The organism is Vogesella fluminis, from assembly GCF_014652335.1.
GTDB lineage: Bacteria > Pseudomonadota > Gammaproteobacteria > Burkholderiales > Chromobacteriaceae > Vogesella > Vogesella fluminis.
This window is the reverse complement of sequence record NZ_BMYP01000007.1, coordinates 1-16,967: the sequence shown is the minus strand read 5'-3', so window position 1 is coordinate 16,967 and position 16,967 is coordinate 1. Positions and strand designations below refer to the sequence as shown.

Below are 16,967 nucleotides of genomic sequence, written 5' to 3'. Positions count from 1 at the left end.
AAAAACCGGATGGTGACCATCCGGTTTTTTGTTGGCTCGCCATTCAGACGGCGGGCGACTTCAGTACCGTGCCGTCCGGATCCAGCACCGTCAGCGCGATGGTGATGCTCTGGCCGATGCTCTGCGACACGGTGCAAAAATCCTCGAAGCTGCCCAGCAGCCGCTCCAGATTGGGCTGCCCCTGCAGCGGCTTGCCACACTGCAGCGTGACATCGATGCGCGTCACCCGCAGCCGCTTGCGCTCGTTGCGGCTGACGGTGGCCACCGCCTCGCACGACAGCGGCGCGACATCGAGGTGGTACTTACGCGACGAGAACAACAGGCTGGCACACAGACAGTTGGCCGCCGCGGCCACCAGCAATTGCGCAGGTGACGGCCCGCTATTGTCGCCCAGCGGCGCCGGCTCGTCGGTCAGCAGCCGGTAGTCCCCGCCCTCGAAGCGATTGTCGAAGCGGTAGTTGTCGATCTGGGTCAGCCTTACGATTTCCTGCTCTTGGTCACTCATCACGCCCCCCTTATGCCAAGCTGCGGCCCAGCACCTGGGCCAACGGGCGCAGCTGCGCCATCAGACTGCCAAACGCCGCGCCATCCAGCGCCTGGTCACCGTCACACCACGCCTGCGCCGGATCCGGATGCACCTCCAGCATCAGGCCGTCGGCGCCCGCCGCCAGCGCCGCGCACGACAGCGCCGGCACCAGCCAGGCCTTGCCACCGGCATGACTGGGATCGACGATCACCGGCAGGTGCGTCTCGCGCTTCAGCAGCGGAATCGCGGTCACGTCCAGCGTGTTGCGCGCCGCCGGATCGAAGCTGCGCACGCCGCGCTCGCAAAAGATGATGTTGTGGTTGCCACCGATGGCAATGTACTCGGAGGCCATCAGCCACTCGCTGACCGTCGCCGACAGGCCGCGCTTGAGGATCACCGGCTTGTTGATGCGGCCAACCTCTTTCAGCAGGTTGGTATTCTGCATATTGCGCGCGCCGATCTCGATCACGTCGATGTCGTACTCGAGGAAGGTATCCAGCAGGCGGATGTCCATCAGTTCCGACACCACCGGCAGCCCCTGCTGCTGCGCCGCCTCCTGCAGATAGTCCAGTCCGGCCACGCCCAGCCCCTGGAATCTGTACGGGCTGGTGCGCGGCTTGAAGGCGCCTGCGCGCAGCAGGCGGGCACCACCCTCGCGCACCAGCCTGGCCGCCTGCTGCATCTGCGGCGCGGTCTCCACCGCGCACGGCCCGGCGATAATCTGCACCGCCGCGCCGCCGATGGCCAGCCCGCGCACGTGCACCACCGTATTGTCCGGCTGCACCTCGCGCGACACGATGCGATAGTCCTTCAATACCCGCAGTGCGCGCTCCACGCCCGGCATCATCTCGAACATGCTCGGCTGCAGCGAGCGCTCGTCGCCGACGGCGCCGATAATGGTGCGCTCGGTGCCGCGCGAGACGTGCTCGCTCAAGCCCGCCGCACGGATCTTGCCGATCACGTCGTCAATGCTTTGCGCACTGGCGGCTGGCGACATCACGATAATCATGAAAACCGTCCCCGTATAAACAGAAAAGCCGGCGAGGCCGGCGACAAACTCAGATGCGGTCGTGCGACAACCACTTGTTGACCGGTGCCGGCCGGTAGGCGTTCATCCTGACCAGCAGCTCGTCGATGGTTGCCGCCACCACGAACAGCTGCAGATTGCCTTCCGCGACAAAGCCCTCGGCCACGCCGTGGCGGATCATCGCCAGTAGTGGGTCGAAGAAGCCGTCCACATTCAGCAGCCCGATCGGCTTGCTGTGCACCGACAGCTGGCCCCAGGTCAGCATCTCGAACAGCTCGTCGTAGGTGCCGAAGCCGCCGGGCAAGGCGACAAAGCCGCCGGACAGGTCTTCCATCAGCGCCTTGCGCTCGTGCATGGTTTGCGTGACATGCAGCTCGGACAGGCCCTGGTGCGCCAGTTCCTTCTCGCGCAGAAAGCCCGGAATCACGCCGATCACGCGGCCACCGGCGGCCAGTGCCGCATCCGCGGCCGCCCCCATCAGGCCGACGTTGCCGCCACCGTACACCAGCGCGATGTCACGCTGCGCCAGCGTCCGACCCAGCTCGACCGCCGCCTGCTCGTAAGCGGCGCGCGTGCCCTTGTTGGAACCACAAAACAGGCAAACAGACTGGATAGTCATGGAAGGTCATCCATCAACGGCCGGCGCAATGCCGGCCTGGCAATATTTCAGAGAACGGCTTGCGGGTAGGCGCCGAGTACCTTGACGAAGGAGGTGCGCTCCATCAGCCCTTGCAGCGCCCTGGCGACATTCGGGTCGTCGTGGTGGCCTTCGACGTCGATGAAGAACACGTAATCCCACAGCCCGGCGCGCGATGGCCGCGATTCGAACTTGGTCATCGACACGCCGTTGTCGGCAATCGGTGCCAGCAGGTAGTGCACCGCGCCGGGACGGTTCGGCGCCGACACGATCAGCGAGGTCTTGTCCTGGCCGGTCTGGCCGACATCCTGATGCCCCAGCACCAGGAAGCGGGTGGTGTTGTTCGGCTCGTCCTCGATGTTTTCCGCCAGTTTCAGCAGATTGAAACGTTCCGCCGCCGCCTGGCCGGCGATCGCGGCACAGCTGCCATCCTCTGCGGCCAACCTTGCCGCCTCGGCATTGCTGGCCACCGACACCCGCTCGACATCGGCCGGCAGGTTCTTGTTCAGCCATTCGTGACACTGTGCCAGCGCCTGGGCGTGGGCGTAGACGCGGCGGATGCCGTCGATGCCGGCGCTATTGCGCAGCAGATGGTGGTGAATGCGCAGCACCACTTCGCCACACACCTTCAGCGGCGTGCTGACCATCAGGTCCAGCGTGCGGCCAACCGCGCCCTCGGTGGAATTTTCCACCGGCGCCACCACGTAATCCAGCGCCCGCGCTTCCACCAGCCGGAAGGCTTCGTCGATGGAGGAACAGGCGACGGTGCGTGCGGCATGGCCGAAGTGCTTCAGCGTCGCCAGCTGGCTGAAGGTGCCCTCCGGGCCGAGATAGGCAATGGACAGCGGCTTTTCCAGCGCCAGGCATTCCGACATGATCTCGCGGAACAGGCGTGCCACGGATTCGCCGGGCAGTGGCCCGGGGTTCTGCTCCTTGATGCGGCGCAGCACCTGCGCCTCGCGCTCCGGACGGTAGATGATGCCGCCCCCCTTGATCTCGCCGATTTCACGGGCGTGCTGGGCGCGCTGGTTGAGAAGGTGGAGAATCTCGATGTCGATGCGGTCGATGGCATCGCGGTGTTGCTTGAGCTGTTGTTCCGACACGATTTACAAGTCTTTCAGTATGACAAACTGGCCTTTTCCGATGGGGTAAGTTTCCGCGAGATAGCCACGCGTAGCAAGCACTGCTTGTACAAAAGGCGCACATTCTTCGACATGGGACAAGGCGTTGTCCATCACCAGCAAGGCACCGGGCGCCAGGATGCGCGTGATCTCCGGCCAGTAACCGGGATAACGCTGCCGGTCGGCGTCGAGAAACAGCAGATCGACCGATTCGTCGGCGGTATTGGCCAGCACCGCGAACGCATCGTCGGTGTGCAGCGTTACCACCGGCTCCAGCGCGAATGCCTGCAGGTTGGCGTGCGCCAGTGCGATCTTGTGCGCGGAATGATCGACCGACACCACCTGCCCCTTGTGCGCCTGCGCCGCCAGCGCCAGCCACAGCGTGGAATAGCCGCTGGAGGTGCCGATTTCGAGGGTGATGCGCGCACGGCGGGTACGTGACAGCTGGTACAGGAAACGCCCGGTCTGCGGCGTAATGGTCAGCCGCTTCTCGGCACGCGCGGCCGCATGGCGGTCGTGCGCCTCGTTGCCTTCCCACAATTGCTGCAGCCGAGCCAGCCGCTCCCCAGTCAACATGTCATCCCTTTCAGAAACAGGCGGCAATCAGGTTTGCCGCATCGACCACGAAATCGGGGCGCAGGTACGCCCACAACCCCGCCGCCAGCACCAGCATGCCACACGCCGCCGCCAACCAGCTCATGACTGAGTCGCTACCGCCGGCACCGGCTGCTCGCGCACCGGAAGGTTGGCCGCAGCCGCCAGCAGGCCCAGCAGCACAGTCAGCCACCACACCACGTCGTAGCTGCCGGTACGATCATACAGCAGCCCGCCCAGCCACACCCCGAGGAAGCTGCCGACCTGATGCGAGAAGAATACCGCGCCCGACAGCATGCCCAGGTGGCGCACGCCGAACAGGCTGACCAGCACGCCATTGGTCAGCGGCACCGTCGACAGCCACAGGAAGCCCATGGCGGCGGCAAACAGCGCCACCGACCACGGCGTCAGCGGCGCCAGGATAAAGGCGGTGACCACGATGCTGCGCAGGAGGTAGATCCCGGCCAGCAGCATCGGCTTGGGCCGGCTGCTGCCAAGGTGACCGGCGACGTAGGTACCGCCGATATTGAACAAGCCGATCAGCGCCAGCGCCAGACTGGCCACCTCGCCGGACAGGCCGTGATCGCGCAGATAGGCTGGCAGGTGCACGCCGACGAACACCACCTGGAAACCGCAGACAAAATAGCCGGCCATCAGCAGGCGGAACGAGCGCTGCTGCCAGGCCATGGCGAAAGTGTCGCGCATACCGCGCAGCATGCTGCCCTGCAAGACCGGCAGCGCCGGCGCCCGGCGGTAGGCCTTTTCCAGCGGTGCCGCCAGCGGCAGCAGCAAGCCGGCGGTGACCGCCAGCACCAACAGCGCCGGCATCCAGCCCAGACCGTCGATCAGGCCGCGCTCGATCGGCACCATGATGAACTGGCCGAAAGAGCCGGCCGCCGCCGTCAGCCCCATGGCGCGGGAGCGAAATTCCGGCGCCACCGCCCGCACGATCACCGAGAACACCACGCTATAGGTGGTACACGACAGGGCAAGGCCGATCAGCACGCCGGCGGAACCGGAAAGCAGCACCCCGCTGCTGGACAGTGTCATCAGCGCCAGCCCGGCCGCGTACAACACGCCACCGGCCAGCAGCACGCGCCCGGGGCCGTGCCGGTCGGCCAGCGCCCCGGAAAACGGCTGCGCCAGCCCCCACACCAGGTTCTGCAACCCCAGCGCGAAGGCAAAGGTTTCACGGGTCCAGCCGAAGGACTGCGTCATCGGCGGCAGGAAAAAACCGAAGCCGTGGCGGATACCCATGCTGAGGGTGACCACGGTGCCGGCGGCAAGCAACAGGAACATCAGGGGACGGTTGGCTGTCATGGAAAACTCCGGGGCAAGAACGACATGATGCGTGCTTAAGGCGGCAGCGACCAGTCGTCACGGCAAAAACACTGATCCGGATCGCGAACAATGAAAAAACCCGTCCGGAGACGGGTTTTGCGTTGCGGCCAACCTTGTCGCTCAGCCGTGCTGGCGGGCGAAGTCTTCCATGAAGTGCACCAGCGCCTTCACGCCTTCGATCGGCATCGCGTTGTAGATCGAGGCGCGCATGCCGCCGACCGAGCGATGGCCCTTGAGCTGCATCAGGCCGTTCTTTTTCGCCTCGGACAGGAACACGTCTTCCAGCGCTTCGTCCTTCAGGCGGAACACCACGTTCATCTTCGAGCGGTACGGCGCCTGCACATGGCTGAAGTAGAAGCCGTTGCTGCTGTCGATCATGTGGTAGAGCAAGCCGGCTTTTTCGTCGTTGCGCGCCTGCATGCCCTTGATGCCGCCCCGCGTCTTCAGCCACTTGAACACCAGGCCGGCGATGTAGATCGGATAGGTGGCCGGGGTATTGTACATCGAGTCGGCGTCGGCGTGCACGCGGTAGTCGAGCATGGTCGGCGTCTGCGCCTGGGCATGACCGAGCAGGTCTTCGCGCACGATGACCACGGTCAGGCCGGACGGGCCGATGTTCTTCTGTGCGCCGGCGTAGATTAGGCCGAATTTGGACACGTCCACTTCGTGCGACAGGAAGTCGGACGACATGTCGCACACCAAAGGGGTATCGCCCACTTCCGGCACGAACGGACACTGCAGGCCGCCGATGGTCTCGTTGGAGGTGTAGTGGAAGTAGGCGGCATCCGGCGTGCGCTGCCAGCTGGCGACATCCGGCACCACGGCGTAGTTGCTGTCGCTGCTGCTGGCCACCACGTTGACGCCGGTATAGCGGCGTGCCTCCTTGACCGCCAGCTTCGACCAGTGGCCGGTATCCAGCACGTCGATATGGCCATCCACCGGTGCCAGGTTCAGCGGCACCATGGAGAATTGCTGCGAGGCACCGCCTTGCAGGAACAGCACCTTGTAACCGGCCGGGATCGCCATCAATGCGCGCAGATCCTGCTCGGCATCGTGGATGATCTCCATGAACTCCTTGCCGCGATGGCTCATTTCCATCACGCACATGCCGGAGCCGTGCCAGTCCAGCATTTCCGCCTGGGCGGTTGCCAGCACTTCGTGGGGCAATACGGCAGGACCGGCTGAGAAGTTGTACACCTTGGCCATGACTATCCTCTATTTCTCGTCAAAATCAGGAAGGAGTGCTGAGCAGGAAGTGCGCACGGGCGACAGCGACCGGCTTGCGGCGATCTTCCTGCCAGGCCTCGATCAGCACGTGCGCCACGCGCTTGCCCTGCTTGGTGATTTCGCACTGCGCATACAGCGTGGTGGCCTTGCCGGAGCGCAGGTAATCCAGCGAGAAGTCCACGATCTTGGGCGCTTCCAGCGACTCGCGGTTCCACATCAGGTGCAGCAAGGCTGCATTCTCCAGAAAGCCGCCGATCAGGCCGCCATGCAGCGCCGGCAGCGTGGTGTTGCCGACGTTGCGCTCGGCGAACGGCAGCGAGAACAGCAGCTCGCCGTTCTCGTCTTCGCCGCACGCCACGCCCATCAGCCGGGCGTACGGCACCGCGGCGATGATGTCGGCGAAGCGCTTCTCGTCGCGTAGCGCGAGAAAGGTTTCCATGAACTGGCTCATGCCGCGCCCTCCGCCAGCATCGGTTTCGGGTTGGAGTCGCGCATGAAGGTAGCGACGCCGTGGGCGATCGGGTCATCCGGGCTGTCGTGGTAGCACACGGCACGGGTGAACGCGATCTGGCTGGCCAGCCGGTAGCACTCGGCGGTGCAGTAGATGGCCTTGCCCGGCGTGGCCGCCTTCAGGTAGTCGATGCGCAGGTCCAGCGTGGCAATGGTTTCCAGCTCGGTCATGTGCGCGATCACCGCGATGGCGCTGCAGGTGTCGACGATGGAGGTGATCACCCCGCCATGCAGCACGCCACTGGCCGGATTGCCGACCAGATCGTCGCGCCAGTCCACCTTCAGCGTCGGCTTGCGGCCAACGCTGCCGAGGTATTGCATGCCCAGCGTCACGCAGTGCGGGAAGGACACGAACAGCGCGCCCGCCGTTGCCAGCAGCTTTTCGTTGGCCGGTGCCTGCTCCGTCATTCTGCCGCGCCCTCGCCCGCCTCAAGGTTGGCCGCAGCCTCGTCGCCCTCTTCCGCGGCGTCGTCTTCGCTTTCGGCCACCTTCACCAGGCAGATCAGCTTCTCGCCGTCGTCCAGGTTGATCAGGCGCACGCCCTGCGCCGAGCGGCCGGTTTCGCGCACCTGGTCGACCTTGGTACGGATCAGCACACCACCGGTGGTGATCAGCATCACGTCGTCGCTGTCTTCCACCAAGCTGGCGGTCACCAGCGCCAGGCCGGTCTTGTCGGTCAGGTCCATGGCGATCACGCCCTGGGTGCCGCGGCTGGTGTGGCGGAACTCGCCGACACGGGTACGCTTGCCGTAGCCGCCGTCGCTGGCGGTCAGCACCTGCTGCTCGTCGCTGTTGGCCACCAGCAGCGAAATCACCTGCTGGCCTTCGCCCAGCGCCATGCCGCGCACACCGGTGGCGTTACGGCCCATGGCACGCACATCGCTCTCGTCGAAGCGCACCGCCTTGCCGGCATTGGAGAACAGCATGATCTGGTCGTTGCCGCTGGTCAGCGCCACACCGACCAGCTTGTCGCCCTCGTCCAGCTTGACGGCGATGATGCCGGCCGCGCGCGGACGCGAGAACGCTTCCAGTGGCGTCTTCTTCACGGTGCCGTTGGCTGTACACATGAACACGAACGGGCCCTTGACCTTGTCGCTGACCTCGATGTCGTCGTCCAGCTCGGCCTCGTTGCCGGTAAACGCCTTCACCGGCAGCATGGCGTTGATCTTCTCGCCTTCCGCCAGTGGCAGCACGTTGACGATCGGCTTGCCGCGACTGGTACGGCCGCCCTGCGGCATGTCGTAGACCTTGATCCAGTAGCAGCGGCCGAACGAGGAGTAGCACAGCACGTAGTCGTGGGTATTGGCCACGAACAGCGTGTTGATGAAGTCGTCGTCCTTGGTCGCCGCCGCCTGCTTGCCGCGGCCGCCCCGGCGCTGCGACTGGTAGTCGTCGACCGGCTGCGCCTTCAGGTAGCCGGTGTGCGACAGGGTTACCACCATTTCCTGCGGCGTGATCAGGTCTTCGATATTGATGTCGCCGCCGAACGGTTCGATCTCGGAGCGGCGCTTGTCGCCGTACTGCAGTTTCACTGCGGTCAGCTCGTCATGGATGATCTGGTTGATGCGTTCCGGACGCGCCAAGATGTCGATCAGGTCCAGGATGGTGTCCATGATCTCGCGGTATTCGCCGACGATCTTGTCCTGCTCCAGCCCGGTCAGGCGCTGCAGGCGCAGGTCCAGAATCGCCTGGGCCTGCACTTCGGACAGGCGGTAGCCGTCGCCGTGCAGACCGTACTCGGCCGCCAGGCCATCCGGACGGGCGTAGCTCTGGTCGACGCGCGACAGCATGCCTTCCACCAGCTCCGAGCGCCAGGCGCGACCCATCAGCGCGGCCTTGGCCTGCGGCGGGGCTTCGGAGGCCTTGATCAGCGCGATGATCTCGTCGACGTTGGACAGTGCCACCGCCAGACCTTCGAGGATGTGGCCGCGTTCGCGGGCCTTGCGCAATTCGAAAATGGTACGGCGCGTCACCACTTCGCGGCGGTGGCGCAGGAATTCGTCGATGATCTGCTTCAGGTTCAACAGGCGCGGCTGGCCGTCGACCAGTGCCACCATGTTGATGCCGAAGCTGTCCTGCAGCTGGGTCAGCTTGTACAGGTGGTTGAGCACCACCTCCGGCATTTCGCCGCGCTTGAGCTCGATCACCACGCGCATGCCGGACTTGTCCGACTCGTCGCGCAGGTCGGAAATGCCTTCGATCTGCTTCTCGCGCACCAGCTCGCTGATGCGCTCCAGAAGGCGCGACTTGTTCACCTGGTACGGGATCTCGTCGACGATGATGGCCTGACGGTCACCCTTGCCGATGTCCTCGAAGTGCACACGGGCGCGCATGATGGCGCGGCCGCGACCGGTGCGATATGCCTCCTTGATGCCGGCGGTACCGTAGATGATGCCGGCGGTCGGGAAGTCCGGCGCCGGGATGATGTCGATCAGCTCGTCGATGGTCAGCTCGCTGTTGGCCAGCAGCGCCAGGCAAGCGTCGACCACTTCGGTCAGGTTGTGCGGCGGGATATTGGTGGCCATGCCCACCGCGATGCCGGAGCTGCCGTTGATCAGCAGGTTCGGGATGCGCGTCGGCATGATCAGCGGTTCCTGCTCGGAGCCGTCGTAGTTGGGGCCGAAATCGACGGTTTCCTTGTCGAGGTCGGCCAGCAGTTCGTGCGCGATGCGCGCCATGCGGATTTCGGTGTAACGCATCGCGGCGGCGTTGTCGCCGTCGATGGAGCCGAAGTTGCCCTGACCGTCCACCAGCGGGTAGCGCAGCGAGAAATCCTGCGCCAGACGCACGATGGTGTCGTACACCGCGGTATCGCCGTGCGGGTGATACTTACCGATCACGTCGCCGACAATACGCGCCGATTTCTTGTAGGCACGGTTCCAGTCGTTGGAAAGCTCATGCATGGCGTACAGCACCCGGCGATGCACGGGCTTGAGGCCATCTCGGACATCAGGAAGGGCGCGGCCGACGATCACGCTCATCGCGTAATCGAGATAGGAACGGCGCATCTCCTCTTCCAGGCTAATCGGGAGTGTTTCCTTGGCAAAAAGCTGGTCGGTCATGGAAATCCGTAATCATGGCAAAATATTCGATATTCTAACACGAAATGACACCAAGACGCCCGCCAGACAAGCAAAAAGGCCGCTGTCGCGGCCTTTTTACCAAGCAGCAGGAAACGCTCAGCGCGCGCCGATCTGCAGCTTTTTCTCCAGACGGGAAATCCCCCACGCCATCAACATCGTCAATGCCAGATAGATGAAGGAAATGGTCAGATACGGTTCCCAGTAGCGCGAGTACACCCCGGCCACGGTGCGCGCGGCGAACGCCAGCTCCGCCAGACCAATCGCCGACACCAGCGAGCTGTCTTTCAGCAGCATGATCGCCTCGTTGCCCAGCGGCGGCAGCATGCGGCGGAACGCCTGCGGCACGATCACGAACTTCATGGTCTGGCCGTAGGAGAGCCCCAGCGAACGCGCGGCCTCCATCTGCCCCTTGTCGATGGACTGGATGCCGGCACGGAAGATCTCGGTGATGTAGGCGCCGGCATTCAGCGTCAGTGCCAGCAGGCCGGAAATGAAGGCGCCGTAATTCTGACGGATGTCACGGGCGATATCGCCATTGATCACCAGACCGTCCACCGGGTGGATCAGCAGCGGCATCAGCGCAAAGTGCACCAGCAGGATTTGCACGAACAAGGGCGTGCCTCGGAAAAAGGTCACGTAGGCACCCGCCGGCATGCGCACCAGATAGCGCACAAGATAGCGGCCAAGCCCGTGCGGCGCATCCGCCAGCCGCGCCATGCCCATGAACAGGCCGATCAGGGTGCCGAATACTACCGCCACCAGCGTAATGATGATCGTCATTTGCACGCCTTCCACGAACAGTGGTGCGTAGTCGACGATCATTCCCCAGCGAAAATCCATATTGCTTCCCCCTGCAAAAAAACCGGGCCGGCTCGAGGCGGGCCCGGTTCTTCATGCAGCCAATTGATTACTTGGTGCCAAAATACTTGTTGAAGATCTGATCGTAGGTACCGTCGGCCTTGATTGCCTTGATGCCGGTATTGATCTTGTCCAGTAACTCCTGATTACCCTTCTTCACTGCAAAGCCATAATATTCCGGCGCGAAGCTCTGCAGGTCTTCCACCGTGGCCATGCCGTGCTGCGGGTTGTTCTTCACGTAGTTGATCACCACGCCGTTGTCACCCACCGCCGCGTCGACACCGCCGGTTTCCAGCTCTTTCAGCGCCAGCGGCATGCTCTCGAAGCGCTTGATGCTGGAGCTGGTCTTGCCCAACAGCTTCTGCACCACTTCGTCGCCGGTGGTGCCGGTCTGCACCGCCACCTTCTTGCTCTTCAGATCCTGGAAGGTCTTCACACCGGTCACAGCCTTGCCGACCGCGATCAGCTGGCGCGCCTCAAAGTATGGCTCGGAAAAATCCATGCTCTGCTTGCGCTCGTCGGTGATGGTGATCGCCGATGACAGGATGTCGCGGTCGCCCTGTGTCAGGGTGGCGAACATGCCTTCCCACGGCGTATTGACGAACTTGACCTTGAAACCGCCCTTGTCCGCTACCGCACTCAGCACCTCGACATCGAAGCCGACGATCTGGCTCTGGTCGTTCTGGAATTCGAATGGTGCGTAGCTGGCGTCGGTGCCCACCACATATTCGGCGGCCTGCGCCACTGCCGGTGCCGCCTCGCTGGCCGCCGATGCAGCCGGCTCTTCCGCTTTCTTGCCGCAACCCACTACGGCAAAAGCGGACAACAACATCCCCGCAAGCAGCGTTCTTCTCATGTTCTTCATGCTTGTAATCTCCGTTGACCCTTGTCTTGACCGTTCGTCCTCTGGATACGGTGCGCGTGTTAATATAACAAGCCCGTTCCGGTGCCACAACGCACCGCAGCCGGTTATTTTCATGGATCCCATTTAGCCAACGACATTACCGACCATGCCATTGTCCCGTTTTTGCGCTGCAGCACTTGGTGCCATCATGCTGATTTGCGCCGGCAACAGTTTTGCCACCGGCGAAGACGCCCCGCTGCCGGGCGACTTCCAGCCGCCACGCCAAGGCAAACCCGCCAGCAAGACACTCCCTGCCACTGGTGGCAGCAACAAGGCAAATGACGTGCCTGTGCGCAATATTCAGCCTGAATCTGCGCCCCGCACTGAAGATAGCGCCCGCAAGCGGCAAGCCCAGCCCCATCGCGACAGGGCCGGATTACGCCGCGGCAAGCACGGCAAAGCCCTGTCGGCAGGCAGGAAAGCATCACGCCAGTCAAAACTGGCGACCGCCGCGAAACGTACCGGCAAGGTGCGCAAGCAGTTGCATGACGGCAAGCAGAGCGTGCGCAGCAACAAGGTGGCGCGCATCAGCAAAAAAGCCGCAATCCGCCAGCGTGCGGTGAGCAAACGCACCAAGGCCGGCAAGGTGCTCAGCAGCCGCAAGGCCGGCACCGGCCAGCGCAGCCTCGCCGCCCGCAAGCGCCAGAAAGCGGCCGCGAACACCGCCAAACGCGGCACCCACGCAAAGACCAAGGCCAGCCGTACCGGCAGCAAGCAAACCCTCAAGCAGCGCAAGGCACGCAAAACCGCATTGACCGCCAGCGGCAAGCGCGGCCGCGTCGCCAAAGCCAAGCGCAACAAAAGCAGCGCCAAGGTGCGTCGTCACAGGCAACCGGCACACTGAGCCGACCGGAAATAGCAGACAGACGGCCCGCCAACAGGCGGGCCATTTTCATTTCGCGCCATCCGCGCCAAGCTGCCCCAGTGTGTGCCGCGCGCTCAACACACCTGCCGCACGAAGTCGCCGAATGCCGCCACCAGCCGATCCACATCCGCCGCGGTGGTGTCCGGGCACACCAGGATCATGTTGTGGAACGGGGTGATCAGCAGGCCGCGGTTGAGCAGGAACAGGTGCACGATGTGCTCCAGCTCGCCGTCCAGAATCTTGTCCGCCTCGCTGCCGTTGACAGGTGGCATGGCGGTGAACTGGAACTCGGTACGCGCGCCGATCTGTGTCACGCACCACGGTAGCCCGTGCTGCGCGATCACGCCACGCAAGCCTGCGGCCAACCTTTCCGCCAGCCCGAACATGTACTGGTAAGCGCTGTCGGTCATCACCTCGGCCAGATTGGCGCGCATCGCCGCCATCGCCAGCAGATTGGCGGTGAGCGTGGTACCGATGCCGCTATGGCCGGGTGGCGCGCTGCGCTTGGCATCTTCGGCGCGGCAGGCCACTTCGGCGCTGAAGCCGTACACCGCGCACGGCACGCCGCCGGCCACCGGCTTGCCGACCACGAACAGGTCCGGCTGCAGGCCGTGGGCGCGGGTGTAGCCGCCGGGGCCGCTGCTAATGGTGTGGGTTTCGTCGATCAGCAGCAGCGTGCCGTAACGCTGGCACAGCGCCTGCGCCGTCTGCCAGAAGCCCGGCTGCGGCAGCACCATGCCGATATTGGTCATCGCCGGCTCGGCCAGCAGGCAGGCTACCTCGCCATCCTGCAGCGCGGCTTCCAGCGCCGCCAGGTCGTTGAACTCCACGCTGCGGGTGTGTTGGGTGATGTCGTACACCTGGCCCAGCAGGCTGTCGCGGGTCTGCGGCTGGCCGTCCACCAGATCAACGAATACATCGTCCACCGTGCCGTGGTAGCAGCCGTTGAAGATCAGTACCTTGCTGCGCTTGGTAATCGCCCGTGCCCAGCGGATGGCAAAGCGGTTGGCGTCCGATGCCGACAGCGCGAACTGCCAGTACGGTAGGCCGAAGCGGCGCGCCAGCTCCTGCGCCACCCACACGCCGTCCTCGCTGGGCAGCATGGCGGTGTAGCCGCGCTGCGCCTGGCGGGCGATGGCCTCGGCTACCGGCTTGGGGCTGTGGCCGAACATGGCGCCGGTGTCGCCGAGGCAGAAATCCACGTAGTCGTGGCCGTCGGCGTCGGTGAAGCGCGCGCCCTGCGCGGCTGCCACGTACAGCGAAAACGGTGTGGACCAGTCGTTCATCCAGTGCAGCGGCACGCCGAACAACAGGTGGCCGGCGGCGCGCGACGACAGTTCGCGCGAGCGTGGCATGCGGCCGATGAATGCATTGCGTTCGGCGTGGTACAGCGCCTGGGCCTTGTCCCAGTCGATGCCGTGGCGGGTGGTCATGGGTGTCTCCTTGTCTTTCTAGATCTGTTGCGGCGGCGGCCAACGTTGGCCGCGCGCCGGATGCCTGGCATATGGTCGCGTTATACGTGCAGTTGCAGGTGCTCGCGCTCCCAGGCGGTAATGCCGCGATTGAAGGTTTCGAATTCCTTCTCCTTCACCGCGCAGAACGCCTGCACGAACTCCTCGCCCAGGATCTCGGCCAGCTCCGGGCAGTCCTGCATCAGCTCCACCGCGTCTTCCAGGCTGCGCGGCAGCTCGTAGTCCAGGTCGTAGGCACTGTCGTTCATCGGCGCGGAAGGCTCGATCTTGTTCACCATGCCCAGGTAGCCGCAGGCCAGGGTGGCGGCCATTGCCAGATAGGGGTTCACGTCCACGCCGGGTACGCGGTTTTCCAGCCGGCGCGCGGCGGGGCCGGACGGCGGAATGCGGATGCCGCAGGTGCGGTTGTCGTAGCCCCAGCGCACGTTGATCGGCGCGGCGGTGTGGCGGCTCAGGCGGCGGTAGCTGTTCACATACGGCGCCAGCATCGGCATCGCCTGCGGCAGGTATTTCTGCATGCCGCCGATGTGGTGGAAGAACAGCTCGCTGGCACTACCATCGGCGTTGGAGAAGATGTTGTCGCCACTTTCGCTGTGCACGATGCTCTGGTGGATGTGCATGGCGCTGCCCGGTTCGCCCTCCATCGGCTTGGCCATGAAAGTGGCGAAGATATTGTGACGGTAGGCGGTTTCACGCACCGCGCGCTTGAACAGGAATACCTGGTCGGCCAGCGCCATGGCGTCGCCGTGGCTGAAGTTGATCTCCATCTGGCAGGCACCCACTTCGTGGATCAGCGTTTCCACATTCAGCTTGGCCGCCTCGCAGAAGGCGGACAGCTCCTGAAAGAAGGGGTCGAAATCATTTACCGCGTCGATGGAGAACGACTGGCGGCCAACCTCGGAGCGGCCGGCGCGGCCGGATGGCGGGCGCAGCGGCTCATGCGGGTTGTTGTTCTGGCGGATCAGGTAGAACTCCATCTCTGGCGCCACCACCGGGCGCCAGCCGCGGTTTTCGTACAGCTTTAGCACCTTGCGCAGCACCGCGCGTGGCGAGATGCCCACCGGGCGGCCATCGAAATCCTCGCAGTCGTGAATCACCACCGCCACCGGCTCGATCGCCCACGGCACCAGGCGAATGGTGGACGGGTCCGGGCGGCACACCATGTCCGGGTCGTTGGCGCCAGCAAAACGCTCGAACTCGGCAAATTCGCCGTTGACGGTGATGGTCAGCACCGCCTTCGACATTTTCATGGTGTCCTCGGCCAGAAACAGCCCCTTGGGCACGATCTTGCCGCGCGCCATGCCGGTCATGTCCGGTATCACGCACTCCACTTCGTGAATGTTGTGCTCGCGTATAAACGCGGCCAGTTGCTCGTTCATGGTCGTTCTCCTGCGGGCTGTCCCGATTATTTGTAGCCTGTCCCCCGCCGTTCTTGCCCGCTTCGCTCATCGCCATGACGGCCAGGAACGCCGCAGTAAAACGCAGCTCATGCCGCGCATCGTAAATTTGATCAAATATCCATGTCAACATTTGATCAAATATTTGCAGTAGCCACAAAAAAGGCCGCACCCTTGCGGCCAACCCTGCGCCAGAACGGCGACATCGGACCCGCACCCAGGCCACAGCCGCCTTCTGCTATGCTTGCCGCCAATTTGTCCTGACTGCGCACCATGAAAACCAGCACCGCCTCCACCCTGCAAGACGAGACCTACGACACGCTGCGCCACTGGCTGATGCTGGGGCGATGGCTGCCGGGCGAGCGGCTGAAGATCCGCCAGCTGGCCGAGGAGCTGGGCGTCAGCCAGATGCCGGTGCGCGCCGCACTGCAAAGGTTGGCTGCCGAAAAGGCGCTGCTCAACATCCCCAACTGCGGCGTGCAGGTGCCACAGCTGACGGAGACCCAGTTCGACGACATCCTGGAAAACCGCATCCTGCTGGAAGGCGAAGCCGCCTTCCGCGGTGCGCAAAGGTTGGCCGCAACGGAGCGCGAGCAGTTGCTGCAGCTGTGCCACGCCATGGACAGCGCCATCGCCGCGGACGACATCAAGGGCTACCTCGACGCCAACGAGCTGTTCCACCTGCAGCTGTACCGCGCCAGCGGTTCGCCGCTGCTGCTGTCGCTGATCGAGACGGTGTGGCTGCACGTCGGCCCGATCTCCAACCAGCTGCATCAGGATCTGGCTGTGTGGAAGACCATGAACGACGCCCACCACGCGCTGCTGGACGCGCTGCAGGCCGGCGACGCCGACGCGGTGCACCGCGCTATCGAGCAGGATTTGCGCACCGCCGGCAGCTACCTGCGCCTCAGCTGCCGCCCCGGCTGAGAGCCACGAACAAAACCCCTGATCCTGCGTTGCGCCTCCTTGCCGTACTACGTGTACTGTCTGCGTCGGCGCGCCTAGTCTCAGGTGCGCTGCGTGGTTTTGTTAGCGGCGCTAAGCACCGTATTTGCCGTGGCCGGCGGCGGCGCTTGCGCCAGATCAAGCCGGCCGGCCAGCCCTCCTTGTCGTTTGCGCCAACGGGCACTATACCGTGGGTGAGCAGCCACCTCGGCCGCCCTAAGCATCTGATTATCCAAGGAGAGTACGATGAGCCTGCTTCCTTCCCGCAGCACCCTGTTTGACGACCTGTTCCGCGACTTCAGCGGCCACGGCTTCTTCATCAAGCCCCTGCACGGCGATGCGCTGCCATCGCAGATCAAGCTCGACGTCAAGGAAACCGACACCGGTTTCACCGTGCTGGCCGAGCTGCCCGGCGTCTCCAAGGACGACATCCACGTCGAAATCGAGGGCGCCCAGCTGA

Annotated in this window: 17 protein-coding genes; 3 read left to right on the top strand and 14 right to left on the bottom strand. The window is 64.2% G+C overall.

The features are described from left to right. Positions 1-43 precede the first annotated feature (43 nt). The 12 genes from IE083_RS03715 to IE083_RS03660 all read right to left on the bottom strand — a co-directional run bounded on the left by IE083_RS03715 (position 44) and on the right by IE083_RS03660 (position 11,789). On the bottom strand, positions 44-505 hold the full coding sequence (locus IE083_RS03715) for an OsmC family protein (RefSeq protein ID WP_189352286.1): 462 nt from the start codon (positions 503-505) through the stop codon (positions 44-46). Between the two features lie 10 nt (positions 506-515). Further along, positions 516-1,535: a 3-deoxy-7-phosphoheptulonate synthase gene (gene aroF, locus IE083_RS03710; RefSeq protein ID WP_189352285.1), complete on the bottom strand. Its 1,020-nt coding sequence runs from the start codon at positions 1,533-1,535 to the stop codon at positions 516-518. 49 nt (positions 1,536-1,584) lie between these two features. After that, positions 1,585-2,172 (bottom strand): LOG family protein, encoded by a 588-nt coding sequence (locus tag IE083_RS03705; RefSeq protein WP_189352284.1) that lies wholly within the window; start codon positions 2,170-2,172, stop codon positions 1,585-1,587. Between the two features lie 47 nt (positions 2,173-2,219). Next, on the bottom strand, positions 2,220-3,293 hold the full coding sequence (gene pheA, locus IE083_RS03700; RefSeq protein ID WP_189352283.1) for a prephenate dehydratase: 1,074 nt from the start codon (positions 3,291-3,293) through the stop codon (positions 2,220-2,222). Between the two features lie 3 nt (positions 3,294-3,296). Then, entirely contained in the window at positions 3,297-3,887 is a 591-nt protein-coding gene (locus tag IE083_RS03695) for an O-methyltransferase (protein WP_189352282.1), read from the bottom strand. 120 nt (positions 3,888-4,007) lie between these two features. Then, positions 4,008-5,225, bottom strand: coding sequence for an MFS transporter (locus IE083_RS03690; protein WP_229799587.1), 1,218 nt, complete (start codon positions 5,223-5,225; stop codon positions 4,008-4,010). 141 nt (positions 5,226-5,366) lie between these two features. Next, the gene (serC, locus tag IE083_RS03685) at positions 5,367-6,452 is read right to left on the bottom strand and encodes a 3-phosphoserine/phosphohydroxythreonine transaminase (RefSeq protein ID WP_189352281.1); all 1,086 of its coding nucleotides are present in this window, start codon (positions 6,450-6,452) and stop codon (positions 5,367-5,369) included. Positions 6,453-6,477: 25 nt separating this feature from the next. After that, positions 6,478-6,924, bottom strand: coding sequence for a PaaI family thioesterase (locus IE083_RS03680; RefSeq protein WP_047966320.1), 447 nt, complete (start codon positions 6,922-6,924; stop codon positions 6,478-6,480). Continuing rightward, positions 6,921-7,391, bottom strand: coding sequence for a PaaI family thioesterase (locus IE083_RS03675; RefSeq protein WP_189352280.1), 471 nt, complete (start codon positions 7,389-7,391; stop codon positions 6,921-6,923). The genes IE083_RS03680 and IE083_RS03675 overlap by 4 nt, the downstream gene beginning before the upstream one ends. Then, positions 7,388-10,045, bottom strand: coding sequence for a DNA gyrase subunit A (gene gyrA / locus IE083_RS03670; RefSeq protein ID WP_189352279.1), 2,658 nt, complete (start codon positions 10,043-10,045; stop codon positions 7,388-7,390). Before gyrA ends, IE083_RS03675 begins: the two co-directional genes overlap by 4 nt. Positions 10,046-10,162: 117 nt before the next feature. After that, entirely contained in the window at positions 10,163-10,906 is a 744-nt protein-coding gene (locus IE083_RS03665; protein ID WP_189352278.1) for an amino acid ABC transporter permease, read from the bottom strand. Between the two features lie 67 nt (positions 10,907-10,973). Further along, the gene (locus tag IE083_RS03660; protein ID WP_189352277.1) at positions 10,974-11,789 is read right to left on the bottom strand and encodes a basic amino acid ABC transporter substrate-binding protein; all 816 of its coding nucleotides are present in this window, start codon (positions 11,787-11,789) and stop codon (positions 10,974-10,976) included. Between the two features lie 508 nt (positions 11,790-12,297). Between IE083_RS03660 and IE083_RS03655 the strand changes: the two genes are divergently transcribed. Then, complete coding sequence (locus tag IE083_RS03655; protein ID WP_189352276.1) at positions 12,298-12,672, top strand: hypothetical protein; 375 nt, start codon at positions 12,298-12,300, stop codon at positions 12,670-12,672. A 95-nt stretch (positions 12,673-12,767) separates the two neighbouring features. Here IE083_RS03655 and IE083_RS03650 read toward each other — a convergent pair whose 3' ends face one another. Next, positions 12,768-14,126, bottom strand: a complete 1,359-nt coding sequence (locus IE083_RS03650; protein ID WP_189352275.1) for an aspartate aminotransferase family protein — start codon at positions 14,124-14,126, stop codon at positions 12,768-12,770. Between the two features lie 80 nt (positions 14,127-14,206). Next, positions 14,207-15,544: a glutamine synthetase family protein gene (locus IE083_RS03645; RefSeq protein WP_189352274.1), complete on the bottom strand. Its 1,338-nt coding sequence runs from the start codon at positions 15,542-15,544 to the stop codon at positions 14,207-14,209. Positions 15,545-15,835: 291 nt separating this feature from the next. Between IE083_RS03645 and IE083_RS03640 the strand changes: the two genes are divergently transcribed. Then, on the top strand, positions 15,836-16,489 hold the full coding sequence (locus tag IE083_RS03640) for a GntR family transcriptional regulator (RefSeq protein ID WP_189352273.1): 654 nt from the start codon (positions 15,836-15,838) through the stop codon (positions 16,487-16,489). Positions 16,490-16,753: 264 nt separating this feature from the next. Beyond that, on the top strand, positions 16,754-16,967 hold a 214-nt coding region (locus IE083_RS03635), incomplete at its 3' end, for an alpha-crystallin domain-containing protein (RefSeq protein ID WP_506016859.1).

What these genes read in the sequence shown, in the direction of transcription:
- aroF (WP_189352285.1), bottom strand. Translation starts at nt 1,535, where the DNA reads ATGATTATCGTGATGTCGCCAGCCGCCAGTGCGCAAAGCATTGACGAC.
- IE083_RS03665 (WP_189352278.1), bottom strand. Translation starts at nt 10,906, where the DNA reads ATGGATTTTCGCTGGGGAATGATCGTCGACTACGCACCACTGTTCGTG.
- gyrA (WP_189352279.1), bottom strand. Translation starts at nt 10,045, where the DNA reads ATGACCGACCAGCTTTTTGCCAAGGAAACACTCCCGATTAGCCTGGAA.
- IE083_RS03715 (WP_189352286.1), bottom strand. Translation starts at nt 505, where the DNA reads ATGAGTGACCAAGAGCAGGAAATCGTAAGGCTGACCCAGATCGACAAC.
- IE083_RS03705 (WP_189352284.1), bottom strand. Translation starts at nt 2,172, where the DNA reads ATGACTATCCAGTCTGTTTGCCTGTTTTGTGGTTCCAACAAGGGCACG.
- IE083_RS03660 (WP_189352277.1), bottom strand. Translation starts at nt 11,789, where the DNA reads ATGAAGAACATGAGAAGAACGCTGCTTGCGGGGATGTTGTTGTCCGCT.
- IE083_RS03675 (WP_189352280.1), bottom strand. Translation starts at nt 7,391, where the DNA reads ATGACGGAGCAGGCACCGGCCAACGAAAAGCTGCTGGCAACGGCGGGC.
- IE083_RS03680 (WP_047966320.1), bottom strand. Translation starts at nt 6,924, where the DNA reads ATGAGCCAGTTCATGGAAACCTTTCTCGCGCTACGCGACGAGAAGCGC.
- IE083_RS03650 (WP_189352275.1), bottom strand. Translation starts at nt 14,126, where the DNA reads ATGACCACCCGCCACGGCATCGACTGGGACAAGGCCCAGGCGCTGTAC.
- IE083_RS03690 (WP_229799587.1), bottom strand. Translation starts at nt 5,225, where the DNA reads ATGACAGCCAACCGTCCCCTGATGTTCCTGTTGCTTGCCGCCGGCACC.
- IE083_RS03640 (WP_189352273.1), top strand. Translation starts at nt 15,836, where the DNA reads ATGAAAACCAGCACCGCCTCCACCCTGCAAGACGAGACCTACGACACG.
- IE083_RS03645 (WP_189352274.1), bottom strand. Translation starts at nt 15,544, where the DNA reads ATGAACGAGCAACTGGCCGCGTTTATACGCGAGCACAACATTCACGAA.
- serC (WP_189352281.1), bottom strand. Translation starts at nt 6,452, where the DNA reads ATGGCCAAGGTGTACAACTTCTCAGCCGGTCCTGCCGTATTGCCCCAC.
- IE083_RS03695 (WP_189352282.1), bottom strand. Translation starts at nt 3,887, where the DNA reads ATGTTGACTGGGGAGCGGCTGGCTCGGCTGCAGCAATTGTGGGAAGGC.